The sequence below is a fragment of the Bacillus gobiensis genome, from assembly GCF_001278705.1.
GTDB classification, from domain to species: Bacteria; Bacillota; Bacilli; order Bacillales; family Bacillaceae; genus Bacillus; species Bacillus gobiensis.
In genome coordinates this window covers 1797348-1814632 of the sequence record NZ_CP012600.1, presented here as the reverse complement: position 1 = coordinate 1814632, position 17285 = coordinate 1797348, and the positions used below count along the sequence as shown (strand labels likewise).

14 protein-coding genes and 1 pseudogene are annotated in these 17285 nt (G+C 39.0%); 13 read left to right on the top strand and 2 right to left on the bottom strand.

Going from position 1 to position 17285, the window contains the following annotated elements:
- The first annotated feature begins 5 nt into the window (after positions 1 to 5).
- The 10 genes and pseudogenes from AM592_RS09000 to AM592_RS24580 all read left to right on the top strand — a co-directional run bounded on the left by AM592_RS09000 (position 6) and on the right by AM592_RS24580 (position 10464).
- The gene (locus AM592_RS09000) at positions 6 to 509 is read left to right on the top strand and encodes a phage major tail protein, TP901-1 family (RefSeq protein ID WP_053603493.1); all 504 of its coding nucleotides are present in this window, start codon (positions 6 to 8) and stop codon (positions 507 to 509) included.
- 55 nt (positions 510 to 564) lie between these two features.
- Positions 565 to 1017, top strand: a complete 453-nt coding sequence (locus AM592_RS08995) for a tail assembly chaperone (protein WP_053603492.1) — start codon at positions 565 to 567, stop codon at positions 1015 to 1017.
- A gap of 134 nt (positions 1018 to 1151) precedes the next feature.
- Positions 1152 to 1364, top strand: coding sequence for a hypothetical protein (locus AM592_RS08990; RefSeq protein ID WP_148564324.1), 213 nt, complete (start codon positions 1152 to 1154; stop codon positions 1362 to 1364).
- A 16-nt stretch (positions 1365 to 1380) separates the two neighbouring features.
- Positions 1381 to 3822, top strand: a complete 2442-nt coding sequence (locus AM592_RS08985; RefSeq protein WP_053603490.1) for a phage tail protein — start codon at positions 1381 to 1383, stop codon at positions 3820 to 3822.
- Positions 3819 to 5276 carry a distal tail protein Dit gene (locus AM592_RS08980; protein WP_053603489.1) on the top strand — a complete coding sequence of 486 codons (1458 nt, stop codon included), beginning with the start codon at positions 3819 to 3821 and terminating at the stop codon, positions 5274 to 5276. Before AM592_RS08985 ends, AM592_RS08980 begins: the two co-directional genes overlap by 4 nt.
- The gene (locus AM592_RS08975) at positions 5273 to 8191 is read left to right on the top strand and encodes a phage tail spike protein (protein ID WP_053603488.1); all 2919 of its coding nucleotides are present in this window, start codon (positions 5273 to 5275) and stop codon (positions 8189 to 8191) included. The genes AM592_RS08980 and AM592_RS08975 overlap by 4 nt, the downstream gene beginning before the upstream one ends.
- Positions 8192 to 8202: 11 nt before the next feature.
- Positions 8203 to 8400: a hypothetical protein gene (locus AM592_RS08970; protein ID WP_053603487.1), complete on the top strand. Its 198-nt coding sequence runs from the start codon at positions 8203 to 8205 to the stop codon at positions 8398 to 8400.
- Positions 8401 to 8474: 74 nt separating this feature from the next.
- Positions 8475 to 8903 (top strand): phage holin family protein, encoded by a 429-nt coding sequence (locus AM592_RS08965; RefSeq protein WP_053603486.1) that lies wholly within the window; start codon positions 8475 to 8477, stop codon positions 8901 to 8903.
- A 520-nt stretch (positions 8904 to 9423) separates the two neighbouring features.
- Positions 9424 to 9945: pseudogene (locus AM592_RS24585) on the top strand (peptidoglycan recognition protein family protein); the annotation flags it as partial.
- 21 nt (positions 9946 to 9966) lie between these two features.
- Positions 9967 to 10464: a peptidoglycan-binding domain-containing protein gene (locus tag AM592_RS24580; protein WP_225970385.1), complete on the top strand. Its 498-nt coding sequence runs from the start codon at positions 9967 to 9969 to the stop codon at positions 10462 to 10464.
- A 201-nt stretch (positions 10465 to 10665) separates the two neighbouring features.
- Here the strand turns inward: AM592_RS24580 and AM592_RS08955 are convergent, their stop codons facing one another.
- Complete coding sequence (locus tag AM592_RS08955; RefSeq protein ID WP_053603484.1) at positions 10666 to 11523, bottom strand: YitT family protein; 858 nt, start codon at positions 11521 to 11523, stop codon at positions 10666 to 10668.
- A 372-nt stretch (positions 11524 to 11895) separates the two neighbouring features.
- A complete protein-coding gene (locus AM592_RS08950) occupies positions 11896 to 12444 on the bottom strand; it encodes a helix-turn-helix domain-containing protein (RefSeq protein ID WP_053603483.1) in 549 nt (182 codons plus the stop codon).
- Positions 12445 to 12947: 503 nt separating this feature from the next.
- Between AM592_RS08950 and pruA the strand changes: the two genes are divergently transcribed.
- From pruA to AM592_RS08935, 3 genes are all read left to right on the top strand, one after another.
- Positions 12948 to 14516: an L-glutamate gamma-semialdehyde dehydrogenase gene (pruA, locus tag AM592_RS08945; protein ID WP_053603482.1), complete on the top strand. Its 1569-nt coding sequence runs from the start codon at positions 12948 to 12950 to the stop codon at positions 14514 to 14516.
- A 79-nt stretch (positions 14517 to 14595) separates the two neighbouring features.
- On the top strand, positions 14596 to 15510 hold the full coding sequence (locus AM592_RS08940) for a proline dehydrogenase family protein (protein WP_053603481.1): 915 nt from the start codon (positions 14596 to 14598) through the stop codon (positions 15508 to 15510).
- A 276-nt stretch (positions 15511 to 15786) separates the two neighbouring features.
- Complete coding sequence (locus tag AM592_RS08935; protein ID WP_053603480.1) at positions 15787 to 17082, top strand: Glu/Leu/Phe/Val family dehydrogenase; 1296 nt, start codon at positions 15787 to 15789, stop codon at positions 17080 to 17082.
- Positions 17083 to 17285 lie beyond the last annotated feature (203 nt).

The following is a 17285-nucleotide window of genomic DNA, read 5'->3' as shown; positions in this document are numbered from 1 at the left end:
AGACAATGCCACAAAGAGGGAAAGATATTATTTATCTTGTTCAGCCCATCAATGCAACGGTTGGTTCTGATGCTTTATTGCCAGCTTTTCAGACAGAAGGCACATGGAACCGAGAAAAAGAATTGATCGATGAGCAAACGAAGTCAGGACGAGCCGTTGCACCCGGTAGTAAGAGTGAAAACATTGATTTAACATTATTCTTCGAAAATGGAGATGCTGGACAAAATGCCATCGATGATTCTTATGACAATGATCAAGATATCAAGGTATGGCGTGTTAATACAAAGCTTAATGCAAACGGAAAACATGAGGCTAGATTCAGTTATGCGGTAATTGAAAGTATTGAAATGAGCGAACCGACAGATGGTTTTGTAGAGATGTCTACTACCTTACAAATTCAAAATGTATCACAAAAAGGGGAAATTGATCCTCTTCCTTCAGAAGTACTCGAAATGGCTCAATACGACTTTGAAACACCGGACGAGACAGGAAAACCAACCACACCTTAAAAGGCTAGCGCTTGCTAGTCTTTTTTCTAATTCAAAATATCAGGAGGAAACCATAATGGCATTTTTAACAATTGGAGATAATCAATATGAGGCGAAAGCAACATTTAAATTTGAAATGATCGCTGATAAAAAGTATGGCGGTGAAAATGAATTAACAGGCTTAGAAAGCATCTATCAAAAGCTTATGAGCTATAAACCTAGCGGCCTGCTAGCCTTCTGGGATTGTGCAACGGCTCATTACAGCAAAAAAGAGCAACCAAGCGTTGATCTCATAACAGAAGCTTTAGAAGAGATCATGGAACATGAGGATGGAGCGGATGAACGGCTATTCAAAGAAGCTTTCAAGGCGTTGGATAGTTCGGGTTTTTTCAAACTCCAGTTGAAAGAGTACTGGAAGAACATCGATATGATCGAGAAAATGGCGGACGAAAACGACGAGAAAGAGATCAAGCAAGCGAAAGCAGCCAAGGAAATGTACACAGAAAGAAGAAAAGAGCTACTCGAATAAATTACAACGATATTTTTGCAGATGCAGCACGGTATTTACAGGTTTATGATACAGAATTAATCCTGTCCTGGACACCTAATGAGTTCTGGGCTTTTTTGCGTGGCTCCAGGCATCGACAAGCTGATGAGATTGAAATGCTTGCAAAAGCTGCCATGTTCAATCGCTATGCACAAAATGCGAAACAGGCCTCAGAAAGAAAAATGTTTGATGTGGATCGTGCTCATAACCGAATTGAAAAAGACATGAAAAACTGGAAAGAAGCAAGGGAGCCGGTTGTATCACTTGAGAAATACAGAAAGGCTAAAGCTGCCTTAAAAGAATATAGCAAGAAACTCTCATCCTCTTAGAAAGGAGGTTGATCAAATGAACGAAAGACTTCAGGCGTTTGTAGGTGCTAGAATCAGTGAATTTAGGCGTAGAATGGCTGAAGTTCATCGGACAATGAGGCGAACTGCGACGAATGTTGTTGTAAACGTAGAAGCCAGGACAGAGAAGTTTACTCGGCGTATGGATCGACTAGCCAATATGATACGAACCTTTGACACGATCGGACGAAATACCTTCCAAGGCATAGCAATATCCATAAGTTCGGCAGCCGTTCCTGCCGTGGCATCATTAGCAGGCGCTATTGGTTCACTTGGACCGATGCTCGGTGTTGTCGCCGGCGGTGCAGCAGGGTTAGGAACATCTTTCGGGTTAGCAGGTGTCGGCGCAGCAGCCTTTGGAGCCGTAGCTGTTACAAATTTACAAGATGTATTCAAGGCCTCAGAGGACATTCAAAAAATTCAAGAAAAGCTTTCTTTAGAGAATGACGCGAAAAAGCGTGCGAAACTCTTACAAGAACAAGCGGCCATTATGGCGAACATGAATAAAGAGCAAGTAAGAGCTTATAAGTCTATGCAGAATCTTAAAAGTGTCTGGCAGGGGATCACAAAGCCACTTGAAGCAAAAACCGTCGATATTTTCGCCAAATCCCTTGACGCTCTATCAACTATCCTAAATTATCTTAAACCTACATTCACAGCTGCCACAAGCGCAGTCGATAACTTGGTAGATTCATTGAATCAGACACTCAACACAGACGATATACGTAATTTCTTTGACTGGATGGGAAAATCAGTAGGTCCTGCCATGGAGTCGCTAGGAAAAGCCGGAATGAACGTTATGCGTGGGTTTATGAACCTTATGGTCGCGTTTGGTCCATTATCAACCAACATGCAAAACGGTTTGCTCGGCATGACGGAGAGGTTTGCTGAATGGACATCCGGGATTGGGAAATCAAAAGGGTTTCAGGACTTTATTAACTATGTAACAACGAACGGTCCTAAGCTTTTATCAATTGTAGGTGACCTCAGCATGGGTTTTATTGGCATGTTCACGGCATTTGCTCCTTTATCAGCTGACATGATGACCGGTATTCAAAACCTAACTGCTAGATTCCGAGAATGGGGTGAAACCCTATCCTCGAATCAACAATTTCAGGAGTTTATTGGCTATGTAAAAGATAATGCCCCAACTGTTATCGCCCTAATTGGCGAGATCACAAGACTCATTTTGAATCTATCAATTGGTTTAGCTCCTGTTGGCCAAGCTATTCTTGGTGTCCTTACGCCGTTTTTAAGCTGGATGAACAGTATGATGGAGGCGCACCCACTTATCGGGAATATTATTGCCGTGCTTATTACATTAGGCGGTGTCTTAACTGCACTGGCACCTTCGATTATTGCGGCAACCTCCTTATTTACTGGATTAGGAGGAACTGTTGTAAAGATCAGTTCAATGATTATTGGCGCTTTTTTACCTGCAGGAATGACCACAAGAACAGCATTTACGTTAATGGGTACCTCGATCAAGAATTTTGCGGTTAAGGCGGCAGCGGCTACTTGGAGTGTCATAGTATCCATGGGCAAAATGACCGCAAACATGATCAAAACAGCAGCTGTATTTGTTGCGAGATGGGCTTGGGTAGGTGTACAAGCCTTGTTACACGCTGCAAGAGTTGCAGCGGCGTGGTTTATCGCAATGGGACCGATTGGATGGGTCATTGCAACAGTGGTTGCACTCGTTATTTTAATCATTGCCAACTGGGAAACAGTGAAAAAATGGACAGTGCAAATCTGGACGGGTATCTGGCTTGCCATACAGTCTTGTTGGCGGATGGTCACAAAATGGACATCACAGTCCGCTGGAAAGGTCTACAGCTGGATAAAAGATAAATTTAACAAAGCAAAAAGTGCGGTACAGGGAGCGATGGAAAAAACGCTTAGTACCATCCGAAAAATTTGGAACACAGCCGTGGATTTCCTTACTGGTATCGACCTTGTGCAGATTGGTAAGGACATTATCAACGGCTTAATTAAAGGTATAGGAAGCATGGCCAATTCTGTTTGGCAAAAAGCACAGGGTATCGCTGGAGGAATTAAAAACGCTATAACAGGAGCTCTAGACATCCATTCTCCTTCAAAATTCACAATTTGGGCTATGAAAATGGTCGGAAAAGGAGCAATAAAGGGTCTCAACTACATGATGAATCCTGTTACTAAAACCGCGAATAAAATGGCACAGGCCGTTATGATCGAACCTCAACGCACTCAATTTGCCTATGATACATCAATTAATTCACAACTAAACAGCGGTGATTTAGGAAAAATCAGTAATGATATCAATGCAGAGGTAGAAAAATTTGAACTTCCTGACCAACCGATCATTGTTGAAATGGATGGAAGAGAAGTAGGCCGAGGCGTTAAGAATCACGTAACAGAATTTCAAAATGTTGACGAACAAAGGAGGGTAACATTTAGATGATCACACAAGAAATGTTACCTAATACGTTTAAAGTATGGTTTAACGATATTGAGATCACACAATATTTTTATGTGAAAACAGACAGTGGAAGAGGTATATTTGGCCGTGAAATTGATATGCTTTCTGTTCCTGGACGAGCTGGGGGATATCTAAGGAAAACAAACACTCCTGTACGTCCGATCAATATTGATTGTTTTTTTAGTTTTGCAGATGAATTTGAACTACGAAAAAAACTAGAAGAACTGAACGTAATTTTACACACAGAGGAGCCAGCTCCTCTTATTTTTTCAGACGAGCCAGATCGGATCTATTATGCAATTTTTCAAAATGTATCTGAAGGATATGAAAATAAAGGTACTTATCAAGCAGAACTGAATTTTGTTTGCCCTGATCCCTACAAGTACAGAGCAACAGAAGCGGTTGGCTACTATAATCAGGAGACATTACAAAGTGGAATCGTACTTAAAAATTCCGGAGCTGCAGCGACACCACCAACATTTGAAGTTACTCTTAAAGACAAAGTAACCTATTTGGATATCGCTGGTGAGAATGATTACATGCGTGTAGGTACGTCCGAATCAACAGAAGATACACCGTATGATAAATATCAAAAAGTGTGGGAATCTACTCCAACCATGACCGGGTGGGCATCTGCCTCATATGTTCCAGATGGCGGCATAAAGACAGGAACAATGACCGTCCAAAATGGTGATTTCGTCGCAACTGATTATGGAACGGGGATTGCATGGCATGGTCCGGCTGTCATGCAATCCATCGGGTCGGTGCTATCCGATTATTATTTTCGTGTTTATTTCAATGTGAGTTCAAATCATGGGCAACTCACAAGATGCGAAGCTTATCTGCTCAATACATCCGGGCAACCGATTGGAAAGCTTGTGGCACTAGTGAGGCATGCTTCCTCAGAAGTCGAAGTCGAGGTCAATATTAGAAGCGGTGGCAAATCAACCTATTTCGTCAATCAAAAATGGAAGTTCCGAAGTTTCTTAGGATATATCGACATAGAAAAAGTGGGACAAAGCTTTGTCGCACATGTAGCACAGCAAAGAATAGGGGAAGATGGAAAGATCTATACAAGTGAAAAATACGCTTTCTCATTTAATGATTTAAATAATGAATTTCAAGAAGATTTAGCTGCTGTTGGATTACACATCGGAGCCAATAATACAAATACTCCCGGTATCGCTCGATTTCGGGGGGCAGAAGTATCTACCGTCAATCAACAAGAAAATGGTGTCGAATACATCGGGGGAGCCGGAGACACTTTTACATTTGACCACAAAGCCTCACGAATCTATAAAAATGGGGAGTTGTTCATGAGAAAAGACTTTGGCGCTCGCTTTTTTGAATTGGCAAAAGGGATGAATACATTGATTTTCAATCCGACTGAGGCAATTGATCATGTGAAAGTCAGGTGGAGGGATCGTTTTAAATGATACATGTATTACATCATCAAACGGATGACCTTGTCGGATGGGTCGATCTAGTCTTGGAAGATAATCATTCACGTTCTCTCAATGAAGAAACATTCGATTTCATCGCTCCTAGTGATGCTGACGGAATAGACAAGGTTCAGGGACGTTCTCGGATTCTGATACCAGCAGAAGAAGGTGACTACAGGGAATTTATCGTTGATAAGATTTATGAAAGTCGTGTAAGCAAGCAAACAGAAATCTATTCGATTGCTTCCTACACAGATTTGCAAAAATCGAAAGTCATTGCTCCTGCAGAACGGGACGGACAAACGTTAGAAAGTGCAGCAGATTTTGTACTCGAAGGACTTGAATGGCAAGTAGGAATCGTCGAATATTCCGGCATCCGGAAATGGATGATTGAAAAGCATTTGAGTGCATACGAGGCATTAAGAGTTATTGCATCGTTATTTGATGTCGAATTGGTCTTCCGAGTGACAACGGACGGTGATAAAGTGACTGGCCGTTATGTTGATTTTTTGAAAAAACAAGGAATGAATCGCGGGAAAGAAATAACATTTGGCAAAGATTTAATCGAGATTAAACGTACCATTGATCCCAGCCGGGTGGTTACAGCTCTCTACTGTATCGGTCCCGAAAAAGAAGATGGAACGCGGCTAACCGTCACGGTTACAAACAACGAAGCTTTCCAGAATTGGAATCGAAAAGGGCAGCATCTCATTGAGATATATGAGCCCGAGTCAAACGATCAAGATATGACGCTTGAACGGCTAACCCAACTGGGAGAAACGGAGTTAAACAAACGGATTGCGGCAGCTGTGAATTATGAGGTGGAAGGGGCTTCACTTGAACATATTTTGGGCTACGAACATGAATTAACAAGAATCGGAGATACGGTAAAAATTAAAGATGAATCTTTTGAGCCTGAAATGTACCTGGATTCGAGAGTCATCCAAATCGACCGATCTATTTTTGATAAATCGAAAAAAACGTATGCCCTTGGCGAAGTCATCGAGTACGAAAAAGAGGATGTCATGCGGCTGTGGAAGGACCTTCAATCTCTCTATGCAACGAGGGTTGTTAAAAGCCCAAATCCTCCGGCCGGAAAACCAACGATCATCTGGATTAAAACAGGTGGCCCTATTGATGTTCCACACAGCTGGGACGGCAGCGGCTGGATCCCTTTTTCTCCACTCGAAGCCAAGGATATTAACGCGGAAACGCCAGGAGGCGCACAAGATAAGGCTAACAATGCAAGAGATGAAGCGAATCAATATACCAACTCTCAGTTAGAAAATTATGTGCAAACCGTCATCTATAATCAGGACATGTCAGCCATTCAAAACCAAATCGATGGCAGTATCACGACATGGTTTTATGATTATGACCCATCCATGTCAAATGAACCTGCCAATCTGTGGTCAACGGATGAGGAAAAGAATAACCATTTAGGCGACCTTTTCTACAATACGTCGTCAGGATATACCTATCGTTTCGCATTAAATAACAGCGTTTATCAATGGATACGAATTACAGATACGGATGTAACGAAGGCTCTTTCGGATGCGTCGAAAGCACAAGATACGGCCGACTCCAAAAGGCGAGTATTTGTCAATCAGCCATCACCACCTTATGAGCCAGGTGACATATGGACACAAGGCACCAATGGGGACATTTTGAGTTGTCAGACGGCTAAACAAGAAGGTGAGTCTTACGCTGCTGCAGATTGGGTGAAGGCAGCAAAATATACAGATGACCAACGAGCGATCGATGCAGAAAATAATGCAATTGACTATACGAATGGACAGGTTGAACAGGTAGAAGAAGCCATTTCCCAAAGGGAGTTATCGATATTTAGGCAAGATCAAGAACCTTCCGGCGGCGGGTTTGTTGTTGGTCAATTGTGGATACGAACAACCGATTTCACATTCTTCCGTTGGACAGGATCAGCATGGGAACAATTCACGCCAAGCGTTAATTCTGTAAATGGAATAGACAATCGTTTATCCATAGCAGAATCCAATATCACAGAATTGGATAATGAAGTGAGTCTACGAGTAAAGCAATCTGATTATGATGTAGACATGGATGATTTAACCAGTCGGATGAGTAGCGCTGAATCAAGCATTACGATTCATGCAGATCAAATCCAACAAAGAGTCGAGAAAAACAACGTTATTTCGTCAATCAATCAAACGGCTGAACAAGTCCAAATTCAAGCGGAGAAAATTGCTCTCAATGGCTATGTGGAAGCAAAACACATTAAGTCTCTTAATGGTCTAAATGTTAATAATAATTTTATTGTTGATGTTAATGGTAATGTTACTTTTAAAGGTAACTTAGAAGGTGCTACAGGAACGTTCAATGGAAAAATAACTTCATCTGATTTGATATTAGAACCCGAAGAATATCATCCGTTGTCAGGTAGTTCTATTTTATTCCCTTCTGGATGGGCTACACAAGGTGGGGAGAGTTACTATATCAATGGGAACATAGCATTAACTTCATCCGAAGGAGTTTTATCCATTGAAGGTAGAAACGGTGACGGAACAGAACTAGGATATGTTCATATTCAATCTCCTTTATGGGTTAACGGATACCTTGATGTAAACGGTAGTATTGAATCTAATGGATCTCCTGTTCATACAGCAAATACAGCCAGACCTGCGCAATACACCATATATGGCTTGAATCCAGCAATTAACCGTATGAGAAGAAAAATTAATCATAATTTAGGATACACGCCAAGAGTTATTCCGGTCATCCGTTGGCAAACTGGCAGCGTATCGGTCAACGACATAAATTTAGTTTACACAGAAAATGTCAGCGATACATCATTTGATATTGTAGTTGCCGGAAAAAGAAATTTCAGCTCAAGTGAGTATGTGTTTGTAGATGTAATCATGATGAAACCATAAGGAGGATAAAAATGTCGCAAAAAAGTACAGTTGATTTGATGATTGATGATTTAAAGCTTCAAATCATGAATCTCAGCGGAGATCGTGCAACCTATAGAGCGATAGCAACCAATAAAGAGGTTGAAAACAAGCAATTAAAGCAGGAAATCGAAACACTGAAAAAGGAAATCGAAGAATTGAATAAGGATGAAGCAAAAAGCGCTGAATAAGTGCTTTTTTATTTTGCCTTTAAGGAGGCGGATCAAAAAAGGGGCACAACTAAACAAACGAAAGGTGAGAGAAAATGAAACATAACACAGATACATTATGGGTTGCTATTACGGGCGGTGGAGTTTCTTCCATCGCCTATTTGCTTGGGGGCATTGATAATTTGCTAATTGCTTTTGTGATCATTTTGACATTGGACTATGTAACAGGTGTGACTGCAGCATTCTACGACAAAAAGGTTTCTTCAAAATCAGCTTTCAAAGGATTGATGAAAAAAGGAGCAATGTTTTCCTTGGTCATCGTGGCCACGCAGTTAGACATTATTTTAGGCAATGAAGGAAAGTTCGTTAGATATGCTATTTTGATGTTTTTAATAGGAACAGAAGGCATTTCTTTGATTGAAAACCTTGGTCGATTGGACATCAAAGTCCCTAAATTCCTTTCGGATCGATTCAGTCAATTGAAAGATGACAATGAAGAAGAAAAAGATAAAATCGGGAAATAAACTGCCACAGGGTGACTTTTATATTTAAAGGCTATGTTAAACATAATGTTGATCCACCAAAAAAGGACCTCAAACGGGTCCTTTTTTGAATCTTTATTTGATTAAGGTGCCCGTTCGTAGAATCCTGTTATCCCATAAGGTTTGCAATAAAGTATTTAAAACCATAGGCTCCTATTGAACTAATACTAGCAACTAAAACTGCAACTGATAAATAAGGATTATAACCGGATTGCTTCCTCGAACGAAATAAATAAAGAGTGGATAGAACCAAACTGATGATAAATGAAACTAACCAAAAATAACTTAATGAAATAAATTCAAAATTGATTAGGTAATTAACTATGTAAAAAACATTAATCAATAGTAATAGGAGTAAGACAAGCTTCTTCAATAGATACACCTTCCTTTTCCTAAATTATCTAACCATATTTTAACACATAGAGAATAACTCGCCCGTTAGTTTAAAAACAAAATCAAAAACATTCTTTGACGGAGACTAAATAAAAAGGAGAGTGTCATTATGGCTATTTCAACGAAATATTCAATCGAACACAGAATCATTGCAAAAGGAAAATCACGTTCTGGTTTACCGTTAACAGGCAAAGTTTTGTTTATCGTTGCTCATGAAACTGGAAATAACTCAGCAGATGCTGACGATCATTTTACCTATTTTAACCGTCATGTGATTGCTTCATCTGCCCATGCGTTCATCGATGATACAAAAATACTTGAGATCATACCACTAAATGAGCAAGCATTTCATGTCCAGTTCCAGAAACCAATGGATAATATTATGTTTGGAGCTGATGCCAACACAAGGGCTATCGGTGTAGAGTTATGCCGTACTGGAAGCTTTGCCAAGGCGTATGATCGCTATATATGGTATTTTGCATATCTATGCCGAAAATTCGGTTTAAATCCTAAAAAGGACATAGTTTCTCATAAAGTATTGGATCCGAAAAGGCGTTATGATCCACAGAGTTGGTTACAGCCCCACGGGATATCATGGGAAAGATTCATTTCTGATGTCAAAAAGGTATATAATGCGTGGACTGGCGGCAGCGTGAAAGTCGAAGCTCCTAAAACCGGAGTTAAAGATGCCGCAACTTCTAATCCTGAAAAAGTGCTAAGAAAAAGCTCTAAAGGTGCAGCAGTCAAAGAATTGCAGAAAAAACTAATTGCGGCAGGTTTCAAATTGCCTAAATACGGAGCTGATGGTGACTATGGAAATGAAGTGGTTGATACCGTTAAAGTATTCCAGAAAGCCGTAGGTATCACTGCTGACGGCATTTATGGACCTGTTACTGATAGCAAGCTCGAAAACTACAAAAAGTCTGTGAAAAAGAAAACTTCCCGATCCTCAGTCGTTCCTTACCCTGGGCACCTTATTAAACGTGGTTTCTGCGGCAAAGATATGGAACGGATCCAGCGAGCTGTAGGTGTTGTAGCAGACGGTATTTACGGTCCTGCAACCGAACGTGCAGTTAAAGCTTATCAAAAACGGCATAGTTTAGCTGCTGATGGTATTGTCGGACCGGATACTTGGAATGTAATGTTTTAAGATGAAAATTGCATGTGTAGTATTTATCTAATCCAATAGTCTTCTATATTGTGTAATTTGCGGTCCGGGTTCAGGCTGTCTTTTTTATTAACTTCATTTTACAGAAAGAGACGATTTTTTGTTTTATTATATAAAAATAAAGAAGGGCTCCAGAAAGTCAATCAAGATGACTTTCTGGACAGCCCCTTTAAACAATTTCTTCTACCTCTCATTACTAACAGAAGGCAAACCCGAAAAACCGAATTTCCCTCCTACCGCTTCTTTTACCTCGTGGATGACAATAAAAGATTTGGGATCGATTTGTTGTATATGCTTTTTGATTTTCAACAGCTCGTTCTTTTTAATTACAACGTAGATAATTCGTTTGTCTTTATTAACATAGTATCCGTAGCCGTAAAAAATGGTAGCGGCATTTCCGTATTTCCGAGTAATGACTTGGGCAATTTCTTCATATTTATCAGACATTATGGTGAGTGCTTTCTTATTGTGGAAACCCTCAATGACTAAATCAACTATTTTGGCACACAAAAACACAAAGATAAACGTATACAACATGTTATTGATACCAATGGCAAATACGGCAGCGAAAATAATGACGCTGTCCATATAGAACATGCTTTTTGAGATGTTGTAGCCTTTTGTATAATTTAATAAATAAGCCAAAAGGGTCGTTCCGCCAGCTGATCCATCAGCAATGAAAATAAGAGCTAATCCTGCTCCCATTAACACAGCACCAAACACAATTCCTAAAATCATGTCGTGAACGGCAAACGGAATAAAACTTACGACACTAAGGAAAACAGAGGTCATTACCGTGCCCAGTATCGTATAAAGAATCTTCCGTTTACTTAAAAATTTGCAGGCCAGGGCAATAAAAATAAGATTAATGACAAATGTGCTGATACTCGCAGGAATATGAAATAAATAATATAAAACCAAAGCGATACCAATCGTACTTCCGTCTCCTAATTTATTTGGTATCACAAAGAAATGAATCGATGCAGCAACAAAAAAGGCTCCTATTATAATGCAAAGTACATCTTTAATAATTGCTTTCATTTGATCCCTCCTCTACAGTCATCTCGCCGATTAAAATGAAAAACGCCTCAGAAATTGAATGGTTCAAACAAAAAAATTTCTAAGACAAAACTTTTATGAAAATAGTTTAATTTCTTAAATTCCCCTTAACATCGATGCTTGTATAAGCATCTCACTCGTTTGTCAATGTTACTAAAATAGTTTTTCCTTGTAACCAAGTGTCATATGACAATTGCACAGAATACTTATATTAATTAAAAAACTCACTAGGAGTCAATGATCTACCCGAAGTGAACTTAGTTGTTGGCTTTTCTTTGGATGTCCATTTTCCCAGTCTTCAAACTCAACAATAGTTACCCGCGTCAAATTAGCATCAAAAAGGCGGTCTAAAAATCAATCACGAGAGGCAGCTGCACTAACATATATAAAGTTAGCAGGTTTGTCCGTGTTGTTAAACCAGTTGTGAGGTCTGGTTGAATCTATATGAATGCTATCCCCGGGGTAAAGGTCGTATTCAATATCATCAAAAATGATAGTCATGGTGCCATCGACAACATAAATAAATTCTTGGCCATCATGAGAAAAAGGTGTGCCTTTTTTATCTCCGGGTAATAAGGTAACTAGAATTGGCACAAACAAGGGATTTGATACATCACCAGATAGATCTGAATAAGTAAAGGATGACTTATGTTTTACTTGTTTATCAGTTGCTCGTCTGATCATATTTTTATCAGTTTGTATTGTGTCAGGAAAGAAATAACTTGGACTAACACCAAGAGCTTCAGATATTTTTCGCAGGGAGAGTAACGTAATGGAACAGAGAGAACGTTCTACTTGGGATAAGAAGCTTATAGATAAATCCGTTTTTTCGGAGACTTCCTTCAATGTCATTTTTTTCTCTTTACGGAGTCTTCTTATTAAATCCCCTAAATTTGAATTCATTTTATACCCCCAAATATAGATTAGTGTCAAAAATAAAAAACGCTGGTTTTCATGTTAGAGAAGATCTAGGTTAAATGAATTTCATATTAAACAGGGCTTCTTAAATACCATTTTAGATAAGAGCTTAGAATTTCAAATAAAATCATGTGTGATATGATCTGACAAAGCAATTGATGACTTGATTAGTTTCATTTTAGAATTTAAGCATCACTTAAAAATTTTATTATCACTTAAATTTTATGAATTTAATTTTAACATATTAACTTAAGGAGGTGAAGTTATCAAATTATTAATACTATATTTGAGTTAAGATCATTTTTTTACACAATAATTTAAGTGATATTTAAAATTTATGGTTGTAAATACTTATTAATAAAGTATTAATTAAATTAATTAGTAGAAGAAAAAACTTCTAGACAAGAGTTCTAAAATGCTGTCGCCAAAGCGAGTGTCTCTAGGAGATAACGGCAAAGATTATGTTGAATATAAAAGGAGTGGATCACATGATTACAACAACTAATACGGATATCAACTCATATAAACACGAACCATTCACAGATTTTACACTTGAAGAAAATAGAAGTGAATTTAAAAAAGCATTAGAAGTCGTGCAATCTGAGCTAGGAAAAGATTATCCACTTGTCATTGGAGAGGAATTTATTACAACCAAGGAACAAATTATATCAGTTAATCCAGCGAATAAGAAAGAAGTAATTGGCCGAGTTTCCAAGGCCAATAAAGAATTAGCTGAGAAAGCGATGCAAACAGCACTATCTACATTCAATACATGGAAAAAAGAAGATCCAGAAGTACGTGCAAACATTTTATTCTGTGCGGCAGATATCATCCGTCGTCGTAAACATGAATTTTCAGGTTACCTCGTTAAAGAAGCTGGGAAGCCGTGGAAAGAAGCTGATGCAGACACAGCAGAAGCAGTTGACTTCCTTGAATACTATGCACGCCAAATGATGAAATTAAAAGACGGATCACCGGTAGAAAGTCGTGAGGGGGAAATTAACAAGTTTAATTACATACCACTTGGCGTAGGTATCATTATTTCACCATTTAACTTCCCATTAGCAATTATGGCAGGGACGGTTGCTGCAGCTATTGTAACAGGAAACACGGTTCTTCTTAAACCTTCTGACAATACACCGGTAGTTGCGGCAAAGTTCGTTGAAGTTATGGAAGAAGCGGGTCTTCCTCAAGGTGTATTTAACTATATACCGGGTGACGGAGAGGAGATAGGGGATTACCTTGTCGATCATCCGAAAACACGATTTATCTCCTTCACAGGTTCTCGTGAAGTTGGCTGCCGGATTTATGAACGTGCAGCGAAAGTGCAACCTGGCCAAATTTGGTTAAAACGTGTGATCGCTGAAATGGGCGGAAAAGATACAGTAGTCGTAGATAAGGATGCAGATTTAGATGTAGCGGCATCATCAATTGTTTACTCTGCATTTGGATTTTCCGGACAAAAATGTTCAGCCGGTTCTCGTGCGGTGATACATCAAGATGTTTATAACGAAGTGCTTGAAAAAGCGGTGGCTTTAACGAAGACATTAACGGTCGGTAGTCCTGAAGACGTGAACACCTATATGGGTCCAGTAATCGGACAAGCCTCATACAACAAGATAATGAAGTATATCGAAATTGGTATGGAAGAAGGCAAATTGATGACTGGTGGAGAGGGGGATGATTCCGAAGGGTATTTCATTCAACCGACGATCATTGCTGATGTGAACGAAAAAGCACGCCTTATGCAGGAAGAAATATTTGGTCCCGTTGTCGCCTTCTGCAAGGCACGTGACTTTGACCACATGATGGAAATCGCTAATAATACCGAATATGGCTTAACCGGTGCGCTGCTTTCTAACACCCCTGAACATATTGAGCGTGCAAAAGAAGAGTTTCATGTGGGTAATCTTTACTTCAACCGAGGATGTACAGGTGCTATTGTTGGATACCATCCGTTTGGAGGATTTAACATGTCAGGAACAGATTCAAAAGCAGGGGGTCCTGATTACCTGATTATGCACATGCAGGCAAAAACAACTAGCACAACAATTTAAATAAGGATAGGGCGGCTTTTCAAAAGCTGCCCAATACTAAATCTTCTAACAAGAATAATATAATCTGGGGGAATAAATTATGTTAGATGTAGTTTCGAAAAACGTTTTTCTCTATGCTGCCCAAAACAAAGCGCTAAACAAAGCTGCGAAGAAATGGGGTCTTAAATTTGGAGCCTCTCAAGTTATTGCCGGGGATACGATTGAAAGTGCCATTAAGAAAGTGCATGAATTAAATGAAAAAGGATTGAGCTGTACACTTGATCATTTAGGGGAATTCGTTTTAAGCAAAAGAAAGGCTCTTGAAGCAACAGAGTATAACGTAAAAACTCTTGAATCCATTGCTGAATATGGAGTTAATAGTAATTTGTCTGTTAAAATGACCCAGCTTGGTTTGGATATTGATCGGGATTTTTGCATCGAAAACATGTGTCGAATTCTTGAGACAGCGAAAAAAACAAATAACTTTGTAAGAATTGATATGGAAGATTACACCCATTGCCAAATGACGCTAGATATCCTAAGGGAACTGCGTGAAACCTATGATAATGTGGGTACAGTGATTCAATCTTATTTACATAGAGCCGAACAGGACGTAAGAAGTTTAAAAGGAATTTCCCTTCGTTTAGTTAAGGGGGCTTATAAAGAGTCTCCGGCAGTAGCATATCAAGTGAAAAAAGATGTAGATGAAAATTATATGAACATTATTAAATTGCATTTATTGAGCGGCAGCTATACGGCGATTGCTTCTCATGATCACACTATCATTTCCAAAGTAAAAGAATTTGTGAAAGAAAATAACATACCACGTGATCAATTTGAATTTCAAATGCTGTATGGTTTTAGAACAAAAATGCAGCAAAGTTTAGTTCAAGAAGGATATAAAATGCGTGTTTATATTCCTTTCGGTAGTGACTGGTTCGGTTATTTTATGCGTCGGCTGGCAGAAAGACCTCAAAATGTCTCTTTTGCTCTTAAAGGATTGTTTTCTAAGTGATTAATGGGCCATAGGGAATTCTTTTCTCATTTGGAAAAAATGAATTTTTCAATCGTGTATCACAAGGCTATCATCAATGGAAGGATTTATGAAGATTATTGTCGAGGGTTTAAAAAATAGTGAATATTCTATCCATTACACTATCAACATTTGTCGCACTTGATCAACTATACGTCCAACATGTATTCCGTAAAAATAAATCATCTTAAAAGTTTAGTTTTATAGTTATAAAAATATTTCAAGTGTAAACAACATATAACATAAGAGGTGTAAACAATGAAAGGGACAATTACGGTTGATAGTAATTCTGTTCAGCATGGCAACAAGCAAAATGAGAGGTTAGATTTATTAAGTTCAACTCAGTTCATCGTAAAAGAAGCAGTTCAAAGATTAGGATATAAAGAAGATATGTATGAATTATTAAAAGAACCTCTTAGAATCATCAAAGTACGAATTCCGGTTCGAATGGATGACGGTTCAATGAAGATTTTCACCGGCTATCGTTCTCAACATAACGATGCAGTTGGACCTACAAAAGGTGGAGTGCGTTTTCACCCGGAAGTAAATGAAGAGGAAGTAACAGCATTGTCAATGTGGATGAGTTTAAAATGCGGTATTTTCAATCTTCCTTACGGTGGAGGGAAAGGCGGAATTGTATGCGATCCTCGCAACATGTCCTTCAGTGAATTAGAACGTTTAAGTCGAGGATATGTTCGTGCGATTAGTCAAGTGGTTGGCCCAACAAAAGATATACCTGCACCAGATGTATTTACAAATCCACAAGTTATGGCATGGATGATGGACGAGTACAGCCGTATCCAAGAATTTGATTCGCCGGGATTTATTACTGGCAAACCGCTTGTCCTAGGAGGTTCACAAGGACGTGAAACAGCAACAGCAAGAGGAGTCACAATTTGTATCGAAGAGGCAGCAAAGCGAAAAGGAATTCAAATAAAAGAGGCACGCGTTATTATCCAAGGATTTGGGAATGCAGGAAGTTATATTGCCAAGTTTATGCAAGATGCAGGCGCAAAAGTGGTTGGCATTTCTGATGCATATGGTGCGCTTTATGATCCGGAAGGGTTAGATATTGATTATTTACTTAATCGACGTGATAGCTTTGGGACAGTAACAAGCTTATTTATAAACACTATTACAAATCAGGAACTACTCGAACAAGAATGTGATATCCTTGTTCCAGCTGCAATTTCCAATCAAATTACAAGTGAAAATGCAGGACATATTCAAGCTGAAATTGTTGTGGAAGCTGCGAATGGACCCACAACTTTAGAAGCCACAACCATATTAGCTGCACGTAACGTGTTACTTGTACCAGATGTTCTTGCTAGTTCAGGTGGTGTTACTGTTTCTTATTTTGAATGGGTGCAAAATAACCAAGGTTACTATTGGACAGAAGAAGAAGTCTCTCAAAAGTTACGCCACAAAATAGTCGATTCTTTTGAAAATGTTTTTTCCACAGCGCAACAACATCAAATAGATATGCGTTTAGCTGCATATATGGTTGGAATAAGAAGAATGGCAGAAGCTGCTCGTTTTCGCGGATGGGTATAAGCACTTAGTTTGAAAAATTAAACTACCTTTTATTTTTAGCTCTATTAAATGTTCTTGTTGATATAACAAATATGTGGACTTCTGATTAATGGAAGACTATTTTACTCAATGATCCTAAAATGTAGAATAACAATTTGACTTTCCTCATTCTAAAATGTGGTCTATAGACCTTCACGTACTTTCTTGGCTAGTTTGCATGAGAA

Excerpts from the sequence above, each read along its gene's own strand:
- AM592_RS09000 (WP_053603493.1), top strand. The coding sequence starts at position 6 with ATGCCACAAAGAGGGAAAGATATTATTTATCTTGTTCAGCCCATCAAT.
- AM592_RS08995 (WP_053603492.1), top strand. The coding sequence starts at position 565 with ATGGCATTTTTAACAATTGGAGATAATCAATATGAGGCGAAAGCAACA.
- AM592_RS08990 (WP_148564324.1), top strand. The coding sequence starts at position 1,152 with ATGCTTGCAAAAGCTGCCATGTTCAATCGCTATGCACAAAATGCGAAA.
- AM592_RS08985 (WP_053603490.1), top strand. The coding sequence starts at position 1,381 with ATGAACGAAAGACTTCAGGCGTTTGTAGGTGCTAGAATCAGTGAATTT.
- AM592_RS08980 (WP_053603489.1), top strand. The coding sequence starts at position 3,819 with ATGATCACACAAGAAATGTTACCTAATACGTTTAAAGTATGGTTTAAC.
- AM592_RS08975 (WP_053603488.1), top strand. The coding sequence starts at position 5,273 with ATGATACATGTATTACATCATCAAACGGATGACCTTGTCGGATGGGTC.
- AM592_RS08970 (WP_053603487.1), top strand. The coding sequence starts at position 8,203 with ATGTCGCAAAAAAGTACAGTTGATTTGATGATTGATGATTTAAAGCTT.
- AM592_RS08965 (WP_053603486.1), top strand. The coding sequence starts at position 8,475 with ATGAAACATAACACAGATACATTATGGGTTGCTATTACGGGCGGTGGA.
- AM592_RS08955 (WP_053603484.1), bottom strand. The coding sequence starts at position 11,523 with ATGAAAGCAATTATTAAAGATGTACTTTGCATTATAATAGGAGCCTTT.
- AM592_RS08950 (WP_053603483.1), bottom strand. The coding sequence starts at position 12,444 with ATGAATTCAAATTTAGGGGATTTAATAAGAAGACTCCGTAAAGAGAAA.
- pruA (WP_053603482.1), top strand. The coding sequence starts at position 12,948 with ATGATTACAACAACTAATACGGATATCAACTCATATAAACACGAACCA.
- AM592_RS08940 (WP_053603481.1), top strand. The coding sequence starts at position 14,596 with ATGTTAGATGTAGTTTCGAAAAACGTTTTTCTCTATGCTGCCCAAAAC.
- AM592_RS08935 (WP_053603480.1), top strand. The coding sequence starts at position 15,787 with ATGAAAGGGACAATTACGGTTGATAGTAATTCTGTTCAGCATGGCAAC.